We start from the raw sequence: 21,519 nt of genomic DNA on the forward strand, positions 1-21,519 counted from the left end.
ACACATGTTTAAGCTTCGGGAGATTTGATTTTAAGTAACTTTGATGTTTGCCGGCGGCGGGAAACGCTGATCCCTCAACAGTCGCTTTGATCGCATTCATTTAAAAGTTTCCGGATGGGAAAAGGAAAAGAAATAACGATATATGATCTCGCCAAAGAATTAAAAATATCTGTGGCAACGGTAAGCCGGGCCTTGGCTGATGATCCGGTGGTGAGCAAGAAAACCAAAAAGAAAATATTTGAACTCGCCGAGAAAGTAGGATATCGAACCAATCATTTTGCCCGAAGCCTGAGAACCCAGGAAACACGCACTATTGGTTTTATGATCCATGAACTGAACAGTAATTTTGCCAATTCGGTGTTGTTGGGTGTTGAAAAAATTGCGACCGAAGCGGGCTATGATTTGATTATTGCGCATTCCTCCGAAAGTTATGATAAAGAAGTGGCCAATGCCAGGAATCTTTTTAATAAGCGAGTAGATGGGCTGATTGCGTCGCTATCTTTTGATACGAAAAAATTCGATCATTTCAAACAATTCAAGGAAAAGGGCGTGCCGGTTATTTTTTTCGACCGTGTAGAAAAAAACAGCCAGAATACAGTCGTGGTAATTGATAATTATAAGTGCGGTTATGAAGCCACACAACATTTAATTCAGCAGGACTGCAAAAGGATTGCGCATATCACATCCAACCTGGGAAGAAATGTGTATGCTGATCGTTACCGGGGATATAAAGACGCCCTCCGGGATCATCAATTAAAAGCCGACGACAAATTACTGATTGTAGATAATCTTTCTGAAAAAGCCGGTATCGATGCCGCGCGTCAGATAAGTGCGCTGAAACCCTTGCCAGATGGTGTTTTCATCACCAACGATTTTGTTGCAGCAGCGTTTATTAAAACTTTAAAGGAAGAAAAAATCAATGTACCGGAAGATATTGCCGTAGTTGGGTTTAATAATGATGCCATTGCGCATTTGATAGAACCCGGACTTTCGACCATCAATTATCCTGGTATTGAAATGGGTGAAATTGCCGCGCGCACGCTTATCAATCATATTAAAGGCGTGAGCAACCTGCAGCAGATCAATACAGTAATTATAAACTCAGAATTGGTTATCCGGCAATCGTCGTTAAAAAAGAAAACAGTTTAACCAAATGATGGCTCAAACTGTTTTCTGAATTTTATAAGATAAGAAATCACAAAATGGATCCTAGGTACTTCTGCGTCCAAAAATCAAAGAGATAACAAACAGTACCAAGAATATAAAGAATAAGACTTTAGCAATTCCAGCGGCTGTAGAGGCGACACCGCCAAAACCGAATACAGCAGCAACGATTGCCACCACCAGAAAAATAATTGACCACCTTAGCATAATCGTGAGTTTAAAAGGTTAATAAAAAGGTTATGTACGATATAAGGCAAGAACTATTCCAAACATAACGGTAGGAGTTGCAAATGTATCTACTTAACATAATGTAAATTATAGGAAAAATGACGGCTGTGTTTTTTTGTACTGCTATTGAACTTTTGATTTTCGATCAGTTCGGCTCTTGTGGTTTGTCCTATAATGAGTCGTTATGTCTGTGGGCTGCAAATCAGGTTTGCGGACCGCAAGAATAGTTATACAACATTGAAATTTGGTTTTGAAAATACATTAGTGCAGCCCTTTGCGGGTAAATAGCCGTAGTGGCAGGCGCTCCATGGTCTGGTCAAAACTCCTGTGTCGAACTGAACTTACACAGGAAGTTTTTACTGCACCCATATTCACGCTGTGTTTATAGCGTCTTTAAAATTTTTGCTTTTTTTGCAAATGCTTCTTTTTTATGGTCGCTCGCGGTTGTTATCGTTCTTTTGCCTTGATGCAAAAGAACCAAAAAATCAAGGCTGTGAAAAAATTGGCTAAAAATTGCACAGGAAGCCTAAACCCGCCGAACTCGCCCGAAAACTCATTATAAATTATAGAGCGTGCTGGGCTCAAACAGCGGCGGCTTTTCCGTACCAAGGCACGGACGGCTTCCTGCACAATTTTCTTCACGCCATTTTTTCAAAGGCCGGTCCCGCCAACCAAAATATTCAGCTATCATTTTGCTCCACTTTTTGGACAAGCAAAAAGTGGAAAAGAAATAAGCTACTTAACATAATGTTCATACCTACACAATCTCTATCTGTTCCCTTTGAAACCTCTCCTGCAGGGCTTCAGTTTCCTACAAAAATTGATTGTGTGTTACATCCAAAACGCTTGTATTTTATGTATCTTTAGGCTTGCATAATCTAATTTGAAAAAACTAAATTTGCTCCTATGACAACACATACTGCTATGCCGAACCACAAAGTACATGAAGGCCGCAACATTAAACGTTTTCGCGAAAACAAGACGCCCTGGCTTTTGACCTTAACATGAGCCAGCAAGCCATATCCTTGATCGAGCAAAAAGAAACAATTGATACTCCCCTACTCCAGCAGATTTCTGCTATTTTGAAAATACCGGTGGAGGCGATTCAGAATTTTGATGAGGAACAGGCGATCACTGTAATTTCAAATACAATCAATAATAACGATAATGCTACGATGACTAATCCGGCAGTATTCAATTATCAACCAAGTTTCAATCCTGTTGATAAGATGGTGGAGCTTTACGAACGTATGCTACAGCAGCAAAGGGAGATGATTGATGAATTAAAGAAATTAGTGGAGAGAAAATAATATTTATATTTTTGGCATGTCCCTTCGTCGGGCTATCCGCTACTACTCCGCCACAATGCCCACCGCACAAGAGCTTCAGTGGGGTATTCGCTACTATTCCTCACGCGAAATAATATATAGAAATTATGTTCTAATGCAAAAAGGTAAAGTAATTATTCAAAAGGAGCAAGTAGATCAGATAGATAATATCTGTAAAAAGCTGCATAACACCTTAACACCACTTCAAATTAGGAATTGGCTTGAAAATTTTTTGCCAGAAGAATTTCCAACGGCCTTGAGAGTAATAGAAAATCTAAAATACTTTACTTTAGAAGAAATTATAAACGAATACGATCAATCCTTAAGAAGGATATTGGATAATGCCGATGAGAAAGAGAAAATGTTTCTTCATGGCCTAGGAAAGTTTGGAAAAAGTGGAAGCAGCATGATTTATTTTGTACGACAAACACCTACGTACAAAAGCAATGAAGAAAGGTTTAAAATATTAGATAATCCTGATAAATTAGCAGAGAAAGGAGTAAATAATAACACACTTGTTTTGATTGACGATATTATTGGTTCTGGCAAGTCACTCATGACATATTATAGAGAGCAGATTAAGTTCCAATTCGCTAAAAAAGCTACATTAAATATAAAAATATTGGTCTTATGCGTTGCCTACATGAAAGAGTCACTTACCGTTCTTAAAGAAGGAATGCCCGATGCAATAATATACGGAACGCAGTATGTTAAGGCATTTGCTTCTGGTTCGTCTGTTTTTGGTTATCGGCCTAAAATGCTGCCGGTAAGGGAGCTGTGTTACCATTATGGGAAAAATCTCTTTTCAAAAAAAGATTGGAAAACTGGAAAAACAGAAATTCATCCGTTAGGCTTTAATAAATCTCAATCGCTTATTGTTTTTGCCCATTCAGTTCCTAACAATACGTTACCAATTATTTGGTCATCAAAAAATGACTGGTTCCCTTTATATCCTAGAAATGCTGATGGTAAAGTTTCAAGGGTGAAAGAATTTCAGAAAGAAACATGGTTATGGATAAATATTGCATATAAACTTGGGATTTTCAAGACAAGTAATACAGAAAGCATTTATACCAAGAATATTGATTTTTCTATTTTAGCAATTGTTAGACTAAAAAAACAAAAACGTATTATACCTATTATTTGTCAGATTCTTGGTATAACTTTAAATCAATATAATGAAATAATTACTATAGGTAAAGAAAGAAATATTTTTGACTTAAATGATGGCCTTACAGAATATGGATTAGCTGTATATGAAAAGATAAAAAAATCATTAAAAATTCATCATCAAGAAGGAAAACGAGAAAAATACAATCTAAAGCAAATAGATCAATATGTACCTAAGAAATTCCTGGGAAAGACATAAGTTAATTAGCTTTTCTCTTTGAGATAACTTGTCCCTTGGACAAGGAGATTCTAAAGCTACTTTATACTAATGTATGTGTAACACGGCTTACGCACACACCCACGCTGCTGTTACACATACATCACTAAACGTGATAATTCAAAAATGAGTAATTAACTATGTCTTTTTCCCAGGATCTTTTTACACGTATAGCATTAGAGGCAGGACATACTCAAGCCTTTATTGACGATTGTATTACCTACGCAAATAATCTTGAAGCAAAAGGGTTACCCGTCATTTTTTCAACCTCGCATTTAAGTCAATTACTTGATGTGGACATTAGAAATTTAATTGATTTTAGATCCTTTTACTATAAATTTTATCGAATAAAGAAAAAAAATGGAAAAGGATTTAGACAAATTGTTGTTCCATATAGCAATTTGAAAGCCGTTCAACGATTTATAAACGAAGAAATTTTAAATAAGATACCGTCGCATAGTTGTGCGTATGGCTTTAAGCAGAACAAATCAATTTTACATAATGCTACACCTCACAAAAATGCAAAAGCAATTTTAAATATCGATTTACTGAAATTTTTTGATTCTATTTCAGAGAGAAGAGTTAGCGGTATTTTTAAAGCTATGGGTTATAGTAAAAACCTATCAGTAGTTCTTGCACAATTAACCACAGTTGTTTTACCTTCTGATTACCTAGATACTTTTTCTGACAAAGAGGTTAAAGCATATAAAAGGCTTATAAAGGATGGAGAACCCGTATTACCTCAGGGAGCCCCAACAAGTCCAGCCTTATCAAATCTGATTCTTTATAGAGTTGATAAAAGATTGCACGCATTAGCCTTAAAAAGGGGTATAGAATACTCACGTTATGCCGATGATCTTACATTCTCTGGTGATATTGAAAAATTGCCTAAGCTTACATTGATAGCACGTATAATTAAAGATGAAGGGTTCAATATTAATTGGAATAAGGTAGGTGTATATAAAAAAGGAAGAAAACAAATGGTGACCGGATTAACTGTTTCAAACGATGTACATGTCCATCGAACCTTTAAAAAAGAAGTAAAAAAGCATATTTTTTGTTGTAGAAAATTTGGAGTAACAGAGCATCTGAAATTCCTTAAGATTGAGAAAATCGGATTTTATAAAGAATGGTTATTAGGTAAAATTAATTACATTAAGTCAATAGAACCCAAAACAGGACAATTACTGACAGACTCCTTCAATAAAATCACATGGCCAATATAATACATGGATAAGAAAAAACAGATTGAACGTTACCAACTTGAAAAGTTCGTTTCAAACAAAAAACTGAAATTTTTGGTTTATGATATAGAAAATTCAGAAACCCCAGATTTTGTAGTAAACATCAATAAAAAACTAATTTCGATAGAACACACTCGGCTCATTAATCCAAAACTTCAGCAAGTAGAGCAATATAAGGATCGGATTATAAAGAATGCCCAAAAGAAGTTTGAGGAAAAATACTCAGCTAAACTTTATGCTTTACTCACTTTTAGAAACATTCTGCTTAAAGCAGGGAAAATAGAAGAAGAAAAATATACTGATGAAGTTTTTAATTTGATAGAACGAATTTATCTTAATAATAGAAAATTTGAATTTCGTATTTCATCTAATCGACGCAAAGAAAAAGTGTCCCCTACCATAGAAAGCTTTTCTGTCGATAATACACAAAATTTTAGCCATTGGCAACATTTCGGAGCTTATTTAGTTGAATGGATTGATATGAAATGGCTTCAAAACATCATTACAAAAAAAGAAAATAATATTGCAAAATATCCTAAGAATTATGATGAAAATTGGCTGCTTTTAGTTTCCGATTTTGGCACTGAAGCATCTGCTAACAGAGCCGATTTTATTGATTTTTCTGTTATACACTCGAAGTTTGATAAAATTTATCTTTTTAGTTACATGGAAGATAACGTAACGATAATAAAATGATTAAAAGAGGGTAATTACCCTCTTTTTTTTTGTTTTATTAAAGAATTTGATTTAATTTTGAGGGTAAATACCCGTTGTTTTGGAAAGCTTCGACATAAATTCCTTATTAAATTCAGTTTTTGACAGTCAGCCTAGTGCTGATATCAAAGCCTTGTTTGAGCGAAAGCTGGAACAGTATGGCATTACTAAAACGAAAGCATTAAAGCTATTAAACATAGACAAGGATGTTTTTGATGAAGTAATTGCAGGTACTGCCAAGCAGCCTAATTTGATTCATGTAGTAAAGCTGGCTGAATTTTTAGAAATAGATATTAATAGCTTTATAAAGGTTGTTTTGAACAACCAAAGCACTGATAATATTGCCTCGATAGATAGTGCGCGCAAAGCCACTTTTTTATTAAAAAACTTTGATGTAAAAACCCTAACCAAACTTGGCTTTTTTCACAGTAATGATGATGTAGATGCACTGGTTGAAAAAGTACTGACCTTTTTTGGATTTTCTTCCATACAGGAATTTGAAGACCAGCTTGAAGAACCTTTATACAGTCGGACTAAAAGAAATTTTTCGGATAAGATGAAGGACTTTTGGATCAAGTCAGCTTATCAAACTTTTAAAGTAATCAATAATCCTAACGACTATGATCGAAATCGGTTAAAGGATTTAATTGTAAAAATTAAGCCTTATTCACAAGATGTAGATAATGGGCTTTTTATAGTGTGCAAGGCTTTGTATAACGTGGGCGTAACGGTGATTTTCCAAGACTACTTGTCGACTACACAAGTTAGAGGTGGTACATTTATCGTTAATGGAAAACCTTGTATTGTACTAACAGATTTTAACAAAAAATATCCCACTATCTGGTTTACCCTGTTGCACGAGCTGCATCATGTTTTGTTTGATTTCGAGTTTATAGAAACAACCCGTTTTCATTTAACAGGAGATGATGATTTATTTCTGATTGAGGAAAAAGCTAATGCATTTCCAAGAGATTTGTTCCTTTCGGTCGATAAATTTCATTACATTAAAAAGTATATTCATAATCCTTATTTGGTATCAAAGTTTGCAAGGGAGAACGAAATTCACGAATCTATTGTGTATTCCTTTTTTACCTGGTATCAGGATGAGCTTTATGGGAAAAAATACCACGCTGCTTTTAAAGAGTTCTATCCTGATTATAAAGAAGCATTAAAAAAACTGAATCCAATATCTTGGAATGACACAAGCATAAAAGAAACCAGCGAAAGAATTAAAGAGATTTTAGAAATTAAATAACCCCTACTATTATGGAGAACAATAAAAATACAAAAAAACAGGAAGGGCTGTCTGAGGCAGATATTGAGCGATTGGAACTGTTACAGAAGGCGAATGAAAAAGTTGGCAGGCAATTAAGCATTGGTGCCGAAGATGGTTCTTTGCATGAAATAGACGAGCTAAAAGAGCTTATTGGTAAAGAATTTGAGAATCCTGAAGAGAAGTATAACATCTATTATCGTGGTATAAGAAAGCTTTTGATGGATTATTTGCCTAAGGGTGCAGATTTTAAAGAAGTAAGAGATATTATTTATGATGAAAAGAATATTTTTCTGAACTTAGGTAAACGTAAATCTGATAACAACGGTATTAGGAAGTCTGATGGCAGAATGACCTATCAACCGGTTATGAATGAGATATTAGATATTATAATTAAATGGGTAGCCGAATCGCAAAATCCTTTTAATATTTATCGTGAGTTTTATGAACTAAATGAACGACATGGCTATGGGCATGAAGAGTATGATAAGACAACATTGAGTGTTGCCAATGCAATGAAGAAATTGAGTGAGAAATAATAATCAAAAAATGTTTATAGAGGTCGTTAATTACGGCCTCTATTTTTATTCATACCTAGTATTTATTAACGTCTGCATCTTATGTATTCAAAATAGGCAAAGCCGCTACCCCGCAAAGCCTACGAAGGCTTTACCCATTTTTTCTTAAACAATGGTATGTAAAGATTCAAAATTGCTTAAAGTGAACCGCAATTTTAATCCTTACATGGAGCTATTTTTGTTATGCGGCTTCGCCGCTAACACCTATGCCCACCCACCACCCAAGCGTATAGCGGGTTGTTATTGTCGTCTGTCCGTTAGGCATATTTTCAGGCATATTGTTGTCGATGAGGGCGTGCCCCCTGCCCTATTTGTTATTGATATTTGGCGGGCAGGGGTCGGGCTATCCGCTGTATCTTTTGGTGCTGGATAACGAACTTTCTTTCTAAAAATAAGGTAAGAAAAAATAAAGAATAATGCTCCTATTAAGGGCCACAACCCAGGCCCCAAAAGGATGCCGCTCCTATCCCATCACGCATTTAGCCAACACACAGAAGGCAAAATTTTAAAGGATCGGATATTGTAACATAACGCGAAATTATAGGAAAAATGACGGCTGTGTTTTTTTGTACTGCTATTGAACTTTTGATTTTCGATCAGTTCGGCTCTTGTGGTTTGTCCTATAATGAGTCATTATGTCTGTGGGCTGCAAACCCGATTTGCGGGCCGCAAGAATATTTATACAACATTGAAATTTGGTTTTGAAAATACATTAGTGCAGCCCTTTGCGGGTAAATAGCCGTAGTGGCAGGCGCTCCATGGTCTGGTCAAAACTCCTGTGTCGAACTGAACTTACACAGGAAGTTTTTACTGCACCCATATTCACGCTGTGTTTATAGCGTCTTTAAAATTTTTGCTTTTTTTGCAAATGCTTCTTTTTTATGGTCGCTCGCGGTTGTTATCGTTCTTTTGCCTTGATGCAAAAGAACCAAAAAATCAAGGCCTTTGAAAAAATTGGCTAAAAATCGCACAGGAAGCCTAAACCCGCCGAACTCGCCCGAAAACTCATTATAAATTATAGAGCGTGCTGGGCTCAAACAGCGGCGGCTTTTCCGTGCCAAGAAGGTACGGACGGCTTCCTGCACAATGTTCTTCACGCCATTTTTTCAAAGGCCGGTCCCGCCAACCAAAATATTCTGCTATCATCAGGTTATAGCCGAGCAGGCGTAAGCAAATATTCATAAGCTGACTGGCCAAGCATACGGCTCAATAGATATTCCCTCCGGAAATCGCCCCGGCAACCGATTTCCGGGGTCTTTTTTGCTCCACTTTTTGGACAAGCAAAAAGTGGAAAAGAAATAAGTTACTTAACATAATGTAGCCACCTAAAACAATCTCTATTTTATCCTTTTGAAACCGCTCTTGTAAAGAGTTTCCTTTAATGTTTTTATCTTCTAATTATCCTTGCTCGTCGAAAATTGCACGGCGTTCATCGAACAGTTTATAAAATTATGCGCTATTTATGGGAGGTTTGCGCGTTCTTACCCAATAAGCTCTTGGGCTGGTGTTTGCTTAAGAATTTTTTATAGCCGTTCTAGCCTAACAAATTTTATCATTTATATGAAAAAATTAATTTTATTAGCTCTCTTTGCAGTGTTGCATTATTTTGCTGACGCCCAATGTACGGTCACACAATGTTTGGGCAATGGTACCAGCTTTAGCTACACTCCCATTAAATTTTTTAGCTCTGTCGCAATTTACGATCGACGGATTGATCGAAGCAGCAGCGGCCTGCAGGGCGAAACAACCGACGGCATCTTATTCACGGCTGTTCAGCGAGGCGCAGGCTGCATTACCGAGAACGGCGTGTCGGTGCCGGTTGATGCAGTTGTAACGGTTAGATGGTGGAATAAGCCTGCTGCCACTGTTGAGCCCACTACCCTCGGAAGTTTAACACGCTCAACCGATGCAAGCTATTCCAACTCGCTGCTATTTGCTGGCGGTGGATATGAAAGGATTTATAGGATACAAACTGATTTTTTCCGGGGAGACGGACAAAGATATAGCACCACCACTTTTAGCGGAGGTACCCCGATTGCATTAAATGCATTACAGCAGATCAATGATATTGATGGTGATGGAATCAATGACGCCAGCACAGCTTATACGGATCCGCGAGCAAATGCCCCCTTTGCTACGAATCCCGTTGTCGAAGGAGGAGGATATCGAGACGACTTCGTTTGGACAGCCGGATTTTATACAGCGCACTATTCGGTACCCACCCTCATTTACACCAAAACGACGCGGCCTGCAGATAATAGCTATAATGGCTCTAACTATATTAATCCTTTGGCCTGGGATCGTATGCCTACAACCGGGTATACTTATTTCTTCTCTTCGGGAATCGATAATTATAATTACTCAGCCATACAGGGCGTTCCAGCATCGCCAGCAACAACGAATATCGTATTATCCTGGTCTAACAGAACATGGGATGCGTTTTATTACTATCCCGGTAACTTCAACGGAATCTATATCGACTTTACCGGTGAAAATAACAAGTTCAATACCTGCGTTTTCCCAGTATCCGGTAACGTTTTTAACGATGTGAACGCAAATACACGTATTGATGGTGACGAAGCGAGCGGTAAAAATCCGGCAGCGGATAACGATTTATATATTTATCTTATTGACGAGGCTGGTAAAGTAGCCAATTTTTCCAAGGTCAACAGTAACGGGTCTTATTCGATGGATGCAAGCAGTAATTCCACCTATACCTTACGACTGTCTACTATGGCCAATCAACCGGTCGGGTCAAACGCCAGTGCCATTACAACAACGGCGCCGGCAAACTGGCATCTGACCGGAGAAAATGGAACAGACAATACGGGCTCAGGCGATGGTACCATTGACGGCAACCTTACCGTTCATATCGGGACAGCCGGCGTGACCCATCAAAACTTTGGCCTGGCTGAAGGTACTACTCTTCCTGTAACCATGGGGGCTATGAGTGCTTCATTAACAGAAGGAATATTAAGCGTAAAATGGACGACACTCAGCGAGACAAATAATGACCACTTTGACATCGAGGCTTCAACGGATGGTGTCGAGTTTACTAAAATCGGATCGTTGCGTTCCAAATCGAATGGTGTTAATAGTTCAGGACCCCTCAACTATGAATTTTCGATTGCTGTTGGTAACGCATTAATGGGTGGATTTTCGATCTTGCTTTTAGTGACCGGTTTATTTTTCCGCAGAAAAGTCAACGTTTTGTCACTGGCAGTTTTTGGGCTAAGCTGTGGGTTATTTTTTATTTCATGTACGAAAAATGACAGTTCTGTCCCGATTGATAACAACAAAACGATTTATGTCAGAGTCGCAGAGGTCTCAAAAGACGGTGAAGTAGCCTACTTTAACATAATCAAGGCAGAGCAGAAAAAATAAGGTCAGTGCTTACTACAAAGTTCCAGAAATAAGATGCTATATTTAAAATCTAGTTTTTCAACTGGTACTGACTTAAATAAGGATAATGGTCAAATGGAGGGTCGGGCGTTAACACGCGCGGATCTTTTGCCTTTTCCAGTTCCGATTCCAATTCTTTTAAAAGGCGCTGCTTTACATCCGCAAATTTTGGGTCGTCTGCGAGATTGTGGATCTGGTAAGGATCAGTCTTGATCTGATATAATTCAACAGCAGGCCTTTTGGCAAAGGACAGATTGAAAAATGGAGCGATTTCTTTGTTGGCCTGATGCGCGATCAAATATGACTTTGTCGGGCCATCATCACAGTCTGCAAAGGATCCGATGGGATGCGTGCTATTGGTTGGCGCGCCGGCTGGCCACCGTTCCGGTTTGTAATTTTTAATCAGCAAATATTCTTGCGTTCTAAGCGCCCGCGACGGATAACCGTTGAGCGAAGGCCGCTCCTGCGCCGGCGTATGCCGTTCCCTTCCGAATATTACTTGTTGTCTTTGTTTGGCTGCTGTCTCCATGTTTTCATTTTTGCACAATCCCAATAAGGAATGGCCCGTTACAGTCTCGGGAATGGCCACACCGGCCGCCTCCAGGAAAGTAGGCGCCAGATCTGTCAACGAGACAACGCCATCAAAAACACGGTTCTTTTTAATTTGTGCGGGCCAGCTGATTACCAGCGGTACGCGCGCCCCCATATCATATAAATTTCCTTTGCACCGCGGAAAAGGCATCCCATGATCTCCCGTCACTACAATAATCGTATTTTCCAAAAGTTGATGCTGTCTTAACACTTCAATAGCTTTTGCAATATCACTGTCAAACCGCTGCACTTCAAAATAGTAATCCGCCAAATCATTTTTAATCTCGTCTACATCAGGATAAAAAGCCGGAACTTTTATCCGGTCAGGATGTATGCCCGATCTTTTTCCTATGCCCTTGTCGTAGGGCCGGTGCGGATCGGGAGAACCCAGCCAAAAGCAGAATGGCTGATCGTCGGGCTTTTGCTGCAGAAAAGCTTCAAGGCCGCCTTTAAAAACCTTGCCGGCAGGATTGACATCGCCATAACCTCCCGCCCGGAGATCCCCGGGTCCCCAGGCTTTGCGCCAGGAGCCGACAAAATAACCCGCTTCTTCAAGAAGCAACGGGTATACCGGAATACTTTTGTTAAGCGTTGACCAAAGATTGGCGCCCTGCCCCAACCGGAAGAAATGCTGGCCCGACAACACCGCGCCGCGGCTGGGCGTGCAGGAAGGACTGGAAACAAAAGCCTCCTCAAAAAGAATTCCGTTCGCAGCCAACTGATCAAAAGCCGGTGTCTTTACCACTTGATCTCCATAAACACCTGCATGTGGCCATCCCCAATCGTCGGCAATACAAAAAAGAATATTAGGCTTCGTGGATTGAGAAAATGCAATAATGGGGAAAAGCATATAGCAGCAAAAAAGAAAACGATTCATATGAAGGCTGTTGTTTGCTGCAAGATACCGCTTTGAACCGCGACATAAACATCTGCCCTAAAAAAATTTGCGTAGTTAAATAGCTACATATATATTTGTAGTCAAATAGCTACATCATGAATTTACGAAGAGACGTTTTCCAGGCGATTGCCGATCCAACCCGACGCGCCATCCTTATGCTGGTAGCGACCAAAGCAATGACAGCGGGCGCTATTGCGGCCAATTTTGACACGGCACGACCGACAGTTTCCAAACATTTACAAATTCTTACTACCTGTGAACTATTGGAACAAGAGTACAACGGCCGCGAAATTTATTATCATTTCAATCCTGAGAAAATGAAAGAAGTATCTGATTTTATCGAACCCTTCCGAAAAATGTGGGATAACAGATTTAATAAACTTGAGTCGATCATGCGATCGCGCCATTCTAAAAAATAAACCATGGAAAGAAAGACGCATGTGCTTGCCGAAGCAGGCAGACAGGATATCATGATCACCCGCAGTTTTGATCTCCCCGTGGTCCTGCTTTACGAAGCCTATACCACGCCGGATATTATTGAACAATGGATGGGTACCAAAGTGCTTCAATTTGAACTCAAAAGATCGGGTGCGTTTGAATTCGAAACCAGCGATCCCAAAGGACAGGTGGTTTTTACGGCTGGCGGCGTCCATCATGAGCTGGTCGAGCATCAAAGCATCATCCGCACCTTTGAAATGAATATGCCGGGCTTCGAAACCCAGCTCGAATTTTTACACTTTGAAGCGGTCGCCGATGCGAGTAGCAAGCTAACCATGCAAATCATCTACCGTTCGCCGCAACATCGCGAACGCCAGCTAAAACTGCCTTTTGCCTTCGGATTAAATATGGCCCATAACCGGTTGCAGGAAATTTTTGATTCATTAAAATAAGCCCCATGACCATCCCCAATCCAAAAGTAGATTTTTACTTCGAAAAAGATAATAAATGGCAGCTGGCATTGCAACGTATGCGAAAAATTGCATTAGCCTGCGGACTGGAAGAAGTACTAAAATGGGGCTGTCCCTGTTATATCTTCGACGGAAAGAATATTGTACTGATCCATGTTTTTAAAGAGTATTGCGCTTATCTTTTTTTCAAGGGAGCGCTTTTGCAGGACCGTAAAAAGATCCTCGTTCAACAAACAAAAAATGTTCAGTCTGCGCGGCAATTGCGGTTTACCGATGCCGACGAAGTGACCCAACAGGAAGCTCTCATTAAAGCTTATATCTACGAAGCCGTGGAGATTGAAAAATCGGGCCTTCAGGTGAAGATGAAAAAAACCAAAGAATTTGATATGCCCGAGGAGTTCGCTGCCAGGCTTAAAAAAGATGCGGCGTTGAAAAAAGCATTCGAGGGTTTGACGCCGGGCCGGCAACGCGGCTATTTGCTTCATTTTTCGCAGGCCAAACAAACGGCCACCCGGGAAGCGCGCATAGAAAAAAACATCAAAAACATCATGGACGGCCGGGGCCTCAACGATTAATATCCAGAAAGGTCGATCGTGCCTCATATTAAAAATTACTAAAAAAAATTTCCATGTCATATTCAGCTCAATCCACAAAAAGCCGAAAAATCATTTATTGGATCGCTACGCTCTGGCTGGCCCTGGGAATGGTGTCCACCGGCATCGTACAGCTCTTGCAAATGGAGGAAGAAACCGCAAGCATGCGGGATCTCGGCTATCCGCTCTACTTTTTAACCATCATCGGGATTTGGAAATTGCTGGGCGTTGTGGCGATACTCATCCCGGGATTCCCGCTGCTGAAAGAGTGGGCTTACGCCGGTTTCTTTTTTGCTATGTCGGGCGCCATCGCTTCTCATCTATTTTCCGGCGACCCGCCGACAACCATCTTCCCTCCCCTCCTGCTATTGGCGTTAACGATCATTTCCCGGGCCTTCAGGCCGCCGCAACGTCGTATTATTTCTCCTAACTTTAAAGACAGTAAAAGCCTATCGTTATGAGTAAAAAAATAAAAGAAGCCGCATTATCGGAATTTGACGGATTGCTCCAGGCGCTCCAAAAGCGTTTTGAAAAAAATAGTTATCGCCACAAAGGGATCGCATGGCATGACATTGAAGCCAGGTTAAAGAAAAATAAAAAGAAACTTTGGTCTTTAAATGAAATGGACCTCACAGAAGGCGAACCTGATGTTATTGGTTATGATAATGCAACCGACACGTTTCTCTATTGCGACTGTTCGGTTGAAAGCCCTAAAGGCCGCAGAAGTCTTTGCTACGATCCTCAGGCGCTCGAGTCGAGAAAAGAGCATAAGCCAAAGGACAGTGCAATAGGCATGGCCAGGGAAATGGGTATTGAAATATTGGATGAAATACAGTACAGGATGCTGCAGGAGCTACAGCCGGTTGATTTAAAAACTTCAAGTTGGATTGCAACGCCAGCCGCTATCCGCAAGCTGGGAGGCGCTTTGTTTTGCGACCGGCGCTACGATCATGTGTTTGTGTATCACAACGGCGCCGAATCTTATTATGCCGCCCGGGGCTTCCGGGGCCTACTAAGGATATAAAAAAAAACCGCAGGAAACTGCGGTTTTTTTGTGAGGTCTCGAGCGGATTCGAACCGCTGTACGAGCTTTTGCAGAGCTCTGCCTAGCCACTCGGCCACGAGACCTTCTTTAGTGAATGCTTCGAAAAGGTAAACCTTTTGAAGGCTTGCAAAAATAGGGTATTTTTGATAACATTTTTAAATTTAAACGTCAAAATTTATGAGCAGGATAGCAGAAAGCGAGTTGATCCTCAATGAGCGTGGCGCGGTCTACCATCTTGATCTGCGCCCCGAAGAAATTGCTGGCACAGTCGTTACCGTTGGCGATCCCGACCGGGTGAAAGAATTCAGCAAGTATTTTGACAACATTGAAGTGCAACGCGCGCACCGCGAGTTTATCTCGCACACGGGCAACATTGGGGGCAAGCGGCTTACCGTGCTTTCGTCCGGCATTGGGCCCGACAACATTGATATTGTGATGAACGAACTTGATGCTTTGGTTAATATCGATTTTGAAAGCAGAACGGTAAAGGATCAGCTTCGCGCAATTAATATTATTCGAGTGGGTACTTCCGGCGCTTTGCAGGGCGATATTGAAGTGGATGATTTTGTAGCTTCTACCCATGGGCTGGGCATTGATAACCTGTTGAATTTTTATTTGCATGAAGCCAATGGCGAGGAAACGCAGTTACTGCAATCTTTTATTACTCATGTTCAGATGAAGGGCGCACCATATATCACCGGCGCCGCCCCTTCCCTGCTTAAAAATTTTACGCAGGCATTTCATCAGGGTATCACAGTAACCTGTCCCGGCTTTTACGGGCCCCAGGGCAGAGTGCTGCGGTTGGGCATCAGTAATCCCAACCTCATCGACCGGCTTACCGATTTTAGTTTTGGCCAGCATCGCATTACGAATTTTGAAATGGAAACTGCCGCTATTTACGGGTTGGGAAAATTGCTTGGCCATCATTGCCTGGCGTTAAACGCGATTGTCGCCAATCGGGTAAAAAAAGAATTTAGTAAAGACGGAAAAGCAGCTGTTGAAAAGCTGATCCAAAAATTTTTGGAGATATTTGTGGCCGATCTTTAAGAATGTTTAATTAGATAAAAGAAAATATGCGTTTTTATAAATACCAGGGAACTGGGAATGATTTTGTGATTGTCGATAATCGGGAAGTTAATCACAGCGCTTTGTCGCAGCAAACGATTCAGCATATCTGTGACCGCAGGTTTGGTGTGGGGGCCGATGGTTTTATGCTGTTAAATAATAAATCAGGTTACGATTTTGAAATGATTTATTACAATGCTGATGGCCGCGAAGGAAGTATGTGCGGTAACGGAGGCAGGTGTATTGTACAATTTGCCCACGATATTGGCATTAGCAAAAGTGACTTTAATTTTTTAGCAGTTGACGGTATTCATCTTGCTCATATTGAGAAAGATTGGGTGTCGTTAAAAATGAGTGATGTTGCTGCGGTGCAGCATTTTGAAAACTACGCGTTGCTCGATACGGGTTCACCACACTATGTAAAAAAAGTGGCTGATGTAGCGGCCGTGCAAGTTGTTAATGAGGGCCGCGACATTCGTTACAGCGAAACCTTTAAAGAAGCTGGCGTGAACGTAAATTTTGTTGAAGTAATCAACCATCAAAGCTTGAAAGTCAGGACCTACGAGCGCGGCGTGGAAGATGAAACTTTTTCCTGCGGAACCGGAGCGACGGCGGCGGCGTTGGTAAACTATTATAACGAAACAGGCGAAAATTCGATCGACATTGAGGTGCTGGGCGGGCGGCTTAATATCAGTTTTAACCGGAACGCCGACGGCAGTTATGACAATATCTGGCTGAAAGGGCCTGCGCAAAAAGTATTCTCAGGCACTTTTCCTATCTAAATAAGGCAATTCATGACGACGGCAATCACCTCCATCAACCTGCGTGTTTATGGTGTATTAATGAATGATCAAAAACAGGTATTGGTCAGCGATGAGCGCATTTATTATCAAAACCTGGAAGTAACAAAATTTCCCGGCGGCGGGCTTGAGTTGGGCGAAGGAACCAGGGATTGCGTGATCAGGGAGAGTAAAGAAGAACTAGGTATTGATGTTACTGTGGTCGATCATATTTATACCACCGACTTTTTTCAACAATCTGCGTTTAATCCTGAACATCAGATCATATCTGTTTATTATTTAATAAAACCCTTGGAGCCGCTCCGCGTTTATGTGAATAATAAAGGACCTGTCTATCCCAAAGAGATTGCAGAAATCTTCAGGTTTGTCGATTGGGAGTTTTTTGATGAAAACGTCATGTCGCTGCCTATCGACAAAGTAGTAGCCCGGTTGGTAAAGGAAAAATACGCAACAGCCGAGCCTTTTATTTTTTAGGGTGTTCGTCAATAAGATCGGGAGACAATCTATCTGGCTTTTCGTCGGTCGGATCGTCAGGATAATCGTGAACAAATTCATTCATATAGATATCATAAAGCACGATCAGATAGCTTAATAAAAGCGGCCCGAAGACTAAACCCACAAAGCCAAAAAGGCTTAAGCCGAGGAGCACACCCATAATAGTAATCACCGGATGGGTGTCCCCTATTCTTTTCAGTAAAGTAATTCTGGCCACATAATCAACGTTGCCGGTAATTACGATGTGGTAGAGTAAAAGCAAACTTGCATTCAGCGTATCGCCTGTGGCAAACATATAGATCGTAACCGGAACCCACACAATCATGGTTCCCACTACAGGAAAGAACGCACACACCCCCGTCAGAAATCCATATAATCCCCAGTCTTCCACACCAAATAATACATAACCTACGGTGGCTACAATACCCTGGATAACCGATATAAGCGGGATACCAAGCGCGTTGGCAATCACCACTTTTTTCGTTTCGTCCGAAAGCATTTTTACATTTCTTCTTTTCAGCGGAACAGCCTTGCTTAAATATTTTTCAATTTGAGCGCCATTGTAAAACATATAATAAAGAATGAATAGCATGATGGCCAGGTTCGAAACTAGGTTTAGCGTGCTATTCAACACTTTGGGAACAAAGGCTGTGATTTTATTAACCACATTCGACAAGGTATTTTCTGAAATGAGGTTGAAGCCAACTTTTCCCTGAATAACGCTAATGGTTTGTTTGGCTGATTCAAGGATGCGATTGGGATCTTCCAGTACGGCGTTGATTTTCGGGCTGATTAATGTTATCGCCAGGCTAATGGGAATGCCGATAACAATCAGATAGAATATGATGAAACCCAGAGCCGTCCAGCCCTTCTTCCATTTTTTCTCATACACCAATTGAAAATATCTTTTCCGGCTTACAACGTACAAGGTCACCGCACCCAACAGGCCGGGTAAAAAAGCTACCAACTCTTTGATTACTGTAACGATCAGCAGTAATATGATAGCCAGGATTAAAATTTGTTTGATCCGTTGGTTAAATAGTTGTTGCGACATAGTGATTTGGAATAAGCGGGTTCGTTTATAAAGATATAGGATTACTATCTATATATTAAAAATCATACCAATTTATTGGCCAGCCATTATCAGCTATTTTAGTTCCAACTGCGCCACAATAGGAAGGTGGTCGGATGCGTAGGATTCATCCACAACTTCGTGATGAATTACTTTAAAGTGCCCGCCTCTTTTGAAGGCCAGAAAATCGATCGCCTTTCTTGGATTGATAACAGGGATCGTGGGCTTGCAGTCGCTACAGGTTCTGACAAATTTTTTGTCCAGTATTTTGATAACTTCAGAATGTTGCTCGGCGTTAAAATCACCGCCGATGATATAAGGCAATTTATAACCGCCACTGATCTTATTGATCGCTTCAATTTGAAGCAAACGGTTGGTAGGCTGTTTTTGAGCGTCGAGATGTGTGCTTGCAAAAATAATTTTCTGTCCATTCGGAAGTGTTACAACGGCCTGAGCCAATACTCGGCGTTCCCCTTTTGTCGCCGAATCCATGGGCAAACGAAAAGTTTGTGTTTCCGACAGCGGATATTTTGAAAGAATGGCCACGCCATAATCGCCACCGTCATGATCAATGGCCTTTGCAAAATAAAAGGCTTTCATGCCGGTTTTTTGCGCCAGTAAAACCGCTTCGTCGATCCGCCCGCTTCTGCCGGTGTTCACATCTACTTCCTGCAAGGCCACCAGGTCGGGCTGCTGCTTGCTGATCGCTTTTGCAATCGCATCCACATCAATAAGATCGGGTTTGGAAGGTGGATTACAATGATGAATATTATAGCTCATCACTTTCAGAGATCGCTGTGCAGAGGAGGGCATCGCCATCAATGAGAAAAAAATAACACTAACATAAAAGCAAAGACATTTCATATTTAAAGGTTTATTGTAAAGCCATGATCACCGTCGCTTGCTACGTTGCAATCAGCCGGCAGGCGGGCCTTACTTATTTCATAGCACTGGAATTTCTGGGTTTAAATTTATAACGATTCTTTAAAAGATCACAAAAGTATTTGCATTTGTCTATTTTTGATATTATCATATAGTCAAGTATTCATGAGCAATTTAATTGAGCGCCATCAGCATATTATTGAACTGATTAAAAAAGAAGGGAACATAAAGGTCACCGATCTTTGCCAGGATTTGAATGTTTCTTCGGTTACCATCCGAAAGGATCTTCAGTTTCTTGAAGATAAAAAATTGCTCTTTCGAACTCATGGTGGCGCAACGATCAGTAACCCGTATATAGCCGATCGGCACGTGGATGAGAAAGTGACTTTGCAGGCCATTGAAAAGCAGCGAATCGGCGAATATGCGGCCAGCCTTGTTGAGCCGAATGATTGTATTTTAATCGCATCGGGCACTACTGTTCAGTTTTTTGCAAGAAATATCACCGCTAATGAGGGATTGACCGTTGTCACTTCCGCATTGAACGTAGCGCTCGAGCTGATCCATCACCAGGGCGTGGAAGTGATTCAATTGGGCGGGTTGATGCGGAAGACCTCAGCATCTGTCACAGGCGTTTATGCAGAAACCGTCTTGCAGGATTTTTCGTGCAGTAAACTTTTTTTGGGCGTCGATGGGATCGATGTGAATTTCGGACTTACCACTTCAAACATGATGGAAGCATTGCTCAACAAAAAAATGATCAGCGCGGCTCAAAAAACGATTATCCTCGCCGATTCAAGTAAATTTGGCAAACTGGGTTTTGGAAAAATTTGTCCGCTCGATGATATCGAGCAAATTATAACAGACAGCAATATTTCTGAAAGAACAGTGGCTGCCATCGAAGCGATGGGCGTTGAAGTAACAGTGGTATAGCGTGCTAATCCTTATTCACCGACCGGTATTTAACCGGCGGCATACCTGTTACCTGTTTAAATCTTTTTGAAAAATAATAGGGATCGTCGAAACCCAGCGTGAGCGCTATTTCTTTGATCGACTTATCCGTAAAATCCAATTGCTGGCAGGCCTGCTGGATTTTCATTTGCATGAAATAATCCATAGGCGCATACCCTGTTTTTTGCTTAAATAAATTGGAAAAACGTGAGATCGAATAATTAGAATAATTGCTGATATCCCGAAGCGTCAGCATATCGGTAATATGCTCCTGCATGTAAAGAATGGCATTGTCAACACAATCATTCTTGGTAGTTTGAGACGCAGGGTAATGGCGCGAGTTATAAATAAAAACGGATAAAAACTGCGACAGGCAAAGATTGGCGAAGAACAGGTTATCCAGGCTATAACCCAACTCCAGCGTTTTGTACATCTTTGTAAATAACGCCACCAATTCGCCATTGTCTTTAACATGCTTTGGCTTAAAATGCTCTTTAACGGTGTGAAGATTATTTAAGTCAGGCAGGCTGTTGCCGCCAAAATGAATCCAGTAAATGCTCCATGGATCATGATCGGCTGAAGCGTATGCATGTTCTATATTTTGCGGCAGTATAAAAAATTCGTTGGGGCCCACTTCATGCTTTTCCCCGTCAATCTCATACCACCCGTATCCATCCACGCAATAAAAAAGAAAATTTTCATGCAAGCCATGCCTGCGGCGGGTAAGATGTCCCTTTGCTTTGGGATAGAAGCCCAGACTCGCAATATATAAATGGTTGAGTAGGGCATTACTCTGTATGACTGACTTCAGCACAGGACGCGGAATCTCTATCCGCTGCCTGCCTATTCCATACCAGATATTTTTATGAGATCCTTGTTTTACTTCATCCATATTTCATCATGA

Annotated in this window: 22 protein-coding genes and 1 tRNA gene; 17 read left to right on the top strand and 6 right to left on the bottom strand. The window is 40.7% G+C overall.

Annotated features, from left to right (window positions below; all coding sequences use genetic code 11):
• Positions 1 to 114: 114 nt before the first annotated feature.
• Positions 115 to 1,149 carry a LacI family DNA-binding transcriptional regulator gene (locus tag ABDK00_RS08725; protein WP_346238430.1) on the top strand — a complete coding sequence of 345 codons (1,035 nt, stop codon included), beginning with the start codon at positions 115 to 117 and terminating at the stop codon, positions 1,147 to 1,149.
• A 60-nt stretch (positions 1,150 to 1,209) separates the two neighbouring features.
• Here the strand turns inward: ABDK00_RS08725 and ABDK00_RS08730 are convergent, their stop codons facing one another.
• A complete protein-coding gene (locus tag ABDK00_RS08730; protein ID WP_346238429.1) occupies positions 1,210 to 1,371 on the bottom strand; it encodes a DUF1328 domain-containing protein in 162 nt (53 codons plus the stop codon).
• A 1,025-nt stretch (positions 1,372 to 2,396) separates the two neighbouring features.
• Here ABDK00_RS08730 and ABDK00_RS08735 point away from each other — a divergent pair.
• The 7 genes from ABDK00_RS08735 to ABDK00_RS08765 all read left to right on the top strand — a co-directional run bounded on the left by ABDK00_RS08735 (position 2,397) and on the right by ABDK00_RS08765 (position 11,300).
• Positions 2,397 to 2,702: an XRE family transcriptional regulator gene (locus ABDK00_RS08735; RefSeq protein WP_346238428.1), complete on the top strand. Its 306-nt coding sequence runs from the start codon at positions 2,397 to 2,399 to the stop codon at positions 2,700 to 2,702.
• Positions 2,703 to 2,835: 133 nt separating this feature from the next.
• Complete coding sequence (locus tag ABDK00_RS08740) at positions 2,836 to 4,089, top strand: phosphoribosyltransferase-like protein (RefSeq protein WP_346238427.1); 1,254 nt, start codon at positions 2,836 to 2,838, stop codon at positions 4,087 to 4,089.
• Positions 4,090 to 4,247: 158 nt separating this feature from the next.
• Positions 4,248 to 5,333: a reverse transcriptase domain-containing protein gene (locus ABDK00_RS08745; RefSeq protein ID WP_346238426.1), complete on the top strand. Its 1,086-nt coding sequence runs from the start codon at positions 4,248 to 4,250 to the stop codon at positions 5,331 to 5,333.
• Positions 5,334 to 5,336: 3 nt separating this feature from the next.
• Positions 5,337 to 6,047: a hypothetical protein gene (locus tag ABDK00_RS08750; RefSeq protein ID WP_346238425.1), complete on the top strand. Its 711-nt coding sequence runs from the start codon at positions 5,337 to 5,339 to the stop codon at positions 6,045 to 6,047.
• A gap of 79 nt (positions 6,048 to 6,126) precedes the next feature.
• Positions 6,127 to 7,320, top strand: coding sequence for a hypothetical protein (locus ABDK00_RS08755; protein WP_346238424.1), 1,194 nt, complete (start codon positions 6,127 to 6,129; stop codon positions 7,318 to 7,320).
• A gap of 11 nt (positions 7,321 to 7,331) precedes the next feature.
• Positions 7,332 to 7,877: a hypothetical protein gene (locus ABDK00_RS08760; RefSeq protein ID WP_346238423.1), complete on the top strand. Its 546-nt coding sequence runs from the start codon at positions 7,332 to 7,334 to the stop codon at positions 7,875 to 7,877.
• Positions 7,878 to 9,509: 1,632 nt separating this feature from the next.
• Positions 9,510 to 11,300: a hypothetical protein gene (locus ABDK00_RS08765; RefSeq protein ID WP_346238422.1), complete on the top strand. Its 1,791-nt coding sequence runs from the start codon at positions 9,510 to 9,512 to the stop codon at positions 11,298 to 11,300.
• A gap of 49 nt (positions 11,301 to 11,349) precedes the next feature.
• Here ABDK00_RS08765 and ABDK00_RS08770 read toward each other — a convergent pair whose 3' ends face one another.
• Entirely contained in the window at positions 11,350 to 12,786 is a 1,437-nt protein-coding gene (locus ABDK00_RS08770) for a sulfatase (protein ID WP_346238421.1), read from the bottom strand.
• Between the two features lie 116 nt (positions 12,787 to 12,902).
• Here ABDK00_RS08770 and ABDK00_RS08775 point away from each other — a divergent pair, with 116 nt between their 5' ends.
• From ABDK00_RS08775 to ABDK00_RS08795, 5 genes are read left to right on the top strand one after another with little or no spacing between them, the layout of a single operon-like run.
• On the top strand, positions 12,903 to 13,226 hold the full coding sequence (locus ABDK00_RS08775; RefSeq protein WP_346238420.1) for a metalloregulator ArsR/SmtB family transcription factor: 324 nt from the start codon (positions 12,903 to 12,905) through the stop codon (positions 13,224 to 13,226).
• 3 nt (positions 13,227 to 13,229) lie between these two features.
• Complete coding sequence (locus ABDK00_RS08780; protein WP_346238419.1) at positions 13,230 to 13,697, top strand: SRPBCC family protein; 468 nt, start codon at positions 13,230 to 13,232, stop codon at positions 13,695 to 13,697.
• Between the two features lie 5 nt (positions 13,698 to 13,702).
• On the top strand, positions 13,703 to 14,290 hold the full coding sequence (locus ABDK00_RS08785; RefSeq protein ID WP_346238418.1) for a YdeI/OmpD-associated family protein: 588 nt from the start codon (positions 13,703 to 13,705) through the stop codon (positions 14,288 to 14,290).
• Positions 14,291 to 14,343: 53 nt separating this feature from the next.
• Positions 14,344 to 14,769: a DoxX family protein gene (locus ABDK00_RS08790; protein ID WP_346238417.1), complete on the top strand. Its 426-nt coding sequence runs from the start codon at positions 14,344 to 14,346 to the stop codon at positions 14,767 to 14,769.
• The gene (locus ABDK00_RS08795; protein WP_346238416.1) at positions 14,766 to 15,332 is read left to right on the top strand and encodes a DUF4256 domain-containing protein; all 567 of its coding nucleotides are present in this window, start codon (positions 14,766 to 14,768) and stop codon (positions 15,330 to 15,332) included. Before ABDK00_RS08790 ends, ABDK00_RS08795 begins: the two co-directional genes overlap by 4 nt.
• Before the next feature lie 33 nt (positions 15,333 to 15,365).
• Here ABDK00_RS08795 and ABDK00_RS08800 read toward each other — a convergent pair.
• Positions 15,366 to 15,436 (bottom strand) — tRNA-Cys (locus ABDK00_RS08800).
• 94 nt (positions 15,437 to 15,530) lie between these two features.
• On the opposite strand from ABDK00_RS08800, the gene ABDK00_RS08805 reads away from it, so the two are divergent.
• From ABDK00_RS08805 to ABDK00_RS08815, 3 genes are read left to right on the top strand one after another with little or no spacing between them, the layout of a single operon-like run.
• The gene (locus ABDK00_RS08805; protein ID WP_346238415.1) at positions 15,531 to 16,400 is read left to right on the top strand and encodes a nucleoside phosphorylase; all 870 of its coding nucleotides are present in this window, start codon (positions 15,531 to 15,533) and stop codon (positions 16,398 to 16,400) included.
• A 26-nt stretch (positions 16,401 to 16,426) separates the two neighbouring features.
• Positions 16,427 to 17,200: a diaminopimelate epimerase gene (dapF, locus tag ABDK00_RS08810; RefSeq protein ID WP_346238414.1), complete on the top strand. Its 774-nt coding sequence runs from the start codon at positions 16,427 to 16,429 to the stop codon at positions 17,198 to 17,200.
• A 12-nt stretch (positions 17,201 to 17,212) separates the two neighbouring features.
• A complete protein-coding gene (locus ABDK00_RS08815) occupies positions 17,213 to 17,692 on the top strand; it encodes an NUDIX domain-containing protein (RefSeq protein ID WP_346238413.1) in 480 nt (159 codons plus the stop codon).
• On the opposite strand, the gene ABDK00_RS08820 is transcribed toward ABDK00_RS08815, so the two are convergent.
• Positions 17,682 to 18,767, bottom strand: a complete 1,086-nt coding sequence (locus tag ABDK00_RS08820) for an AI-2E family transporter (RefSeq protein WP_346238412.1) — start codon at positions 18,765 to 18,767, stop codon at positions 17,682 to 17,684. The genes ABDK00_RS08815 and ABDK00_RS08820 overlap by 11 nt on opposite strands.
• Before the next feature lie 93 nt (positions 18,768 to 18,860).
• Positions 18,861 to 19,649, bottom strand: a complete 789-nt coding sequence (locus ABDK00_RS08825; RefSeq protein WP_346238411.1) for an endonuclease/exonuclease/phosphatase family protein — start codon at positions 19,647 to 19,649, stop codon at positions 18,861 to 18,863.
• A gap of 183 nt (positions 19,650 to 19,832) precedes the next feature.
• Here ABDK00_RS08825 and ABDK00_RS08830 point away from each other — a divergent pair, with 183 nt between their 5' ends.
• Positions 19,833 to 20,597 (top strand): DeoR/GlpR family DNA-binding transcription regulator, encoded by a 765-nt coding sequence (locus ABDK00_RS08830; RefSeq protein WP_346238410.1) that lies wholly within the window; start codon positions 19,833 to 19,835, stop codon positions 20,595 to 20,597.
• 4 nt (positions 20,598 to 20,601) lie between these two features.
• Here ABDK00_RS08830 and ABDK00_RS08835 read toward each other — a convergent pair whose 3' ends face one another.
• Complete coding sequence (locus ABDK00_RS08835) at positions 20,602 to 21,507, bottom strand: AraC family transcriptional regulator (protein WP_346238409.1); 906 nt, start codon at positions 21,505 to 21,507, stop codon at positions 20,602 to 20,604.
• Positions 21,508 to 21,519: the final 12 nt, after the last annotated feature.

The organism is Niabella insulisoli (genome assembly GCF_039652435.2).
GTDB lineage: Bacteria > Bacteroidota > Bacteroidia > Chitinophagales > Chitinophagaceae > Niabella > Niabella insulamsoli.

Coding starts and splice junctions, on each gene's coding strand:
- ABDK00_RS08725 (WP_346238430.1), top strand. CDS start 115: ATGGGAAAAGGAAAAGAAATAACGATATATGATCTCGCCAAAGAATTA.
- ABDK00_RS08730 (WP_346238429.1), bottom strand. CDS start 1,371: ATGCTAAGGTGGTCAATTATTTTTCTGGTGGTGGCAATCGTTGCTGCT.
- ABDK00_RS08735 (WP_346238428.1), top strand. CDS start 2,397: ATGAGCCAGCAAGCCATATCCTTGATCGAGCAAAAAGAAACAATTGAT.
- ABDK00_RS08740 (WP_346238427.1), top strand. CDS start 2,836: ATGCAAAAAGGTAAAGTAATTATTCAAAAGGAGCAAGTAGATCAGATA.
- ABDK00_RS08745 (WP_346238426.1), top strand. CDS start 4,248: ATGTCTTTTTCCCAGGATCTTTTTACACGTATAGCATTAGAGGCAGGA.
- ABDK00_RS08750 (WP_346238425.1), top strand. CDS start 5,337: ATGGATAAGAAAAAACAGATTGAACGTTACCAACTTGAAAAGTTCGTT.
- ABDK00_RS08760 (WP_346238423.1), top strand. CDS start 7,332: ATGGAGAACAATAAAAATACAAAAAAACAGGAAGGGCTGTCTGAGGCA.
- ABDK00_RS08770 (WP_346238421.1), bottom strand. CDS start 12,786: ATGAATCGTTTTCTTTTTTGCTGCTATATGCTTTTCCCCATTATTGCA.
- ABDK00_RS08775 (WP_346238420.1), top strand. CDS start 12,903: ATGAATTTACGAAGAGACGTTTTCCAGGCGATTGCCGATCCAACCCGA.
- ABDK00_RS08780 (WP_346238419.1), top strand. CDS start 13,230: ATGGAAAGAAAGACGCATGTGCTTGCCGAAGCAGGCAGACAGGATATC.
- ABDK00_RS08785 (WP_346238418.1), top strand. CDS start 13,703: ATGACCATCCCCAATCCAAAAGTAGATTTTTACTTCGAAAAAGATAAT.
- ABDK00_RS08790 (WP_346238417.1), top strand. CDS start 14,344: ATGTCATATTCAGCTCAATCCACAAAAAGCCGAAAAATCATTTATTGG.
- ABDK00_RS08795 (WP_346238416.1), top strand. CDS start 14,766: ATGAGTAAAAAAATAAAAGAAGCCGCATTATCGGAATTTGACGGATTG.
- ABDK00_RS08805 (WP_346238415.1), top strand. CDS start 15,531: ATGAGCAGGATAGCAGAAAGCGAGTTGATCCTCAATGAGCGTGGCGCG.
- dapF (WP_346238414.1), top strand. CDS start 16,427: ATGCGTTTTTATAAATACCAGGGAACTGGGAATGATTTTGTGATTGTC.
- ABDK00_RS08815 (WP_346238413.1), top strand. CDS start 17,213: ATGACGACGGCAATCACCTCCATCAACCTGCGTGTTTATGGTGTATTA.
- ABDK00_RS08820 (WP_346238412.1), bottom strand. CDS start 18,767: ATGTCGCAACAACTATTTAACCAACGGATCAAACAAATTTTAATCCTG.
- ABDK00_RS08825 (WP_346238411.1), bottom strand. CDS start 19,649: ATGAAATGTCTTTGCTTTTATGTTAGTGTTATTTTTTTCTCATTGATG.
- ABDK00_RS08830 (WP_346238410.1), top strand. CDS start 19,833: ATGAGCAATTTAATTGAGCGCCATCAGCATATTATTGAACTGATTAAA.
- ABDK00_RS08835 (WP_346238409.1), bottom strand. CDS start 21,507: ATGGATGAAGTAAAACAAGGATCTCATAAAAATATCTGGTATGGAATA.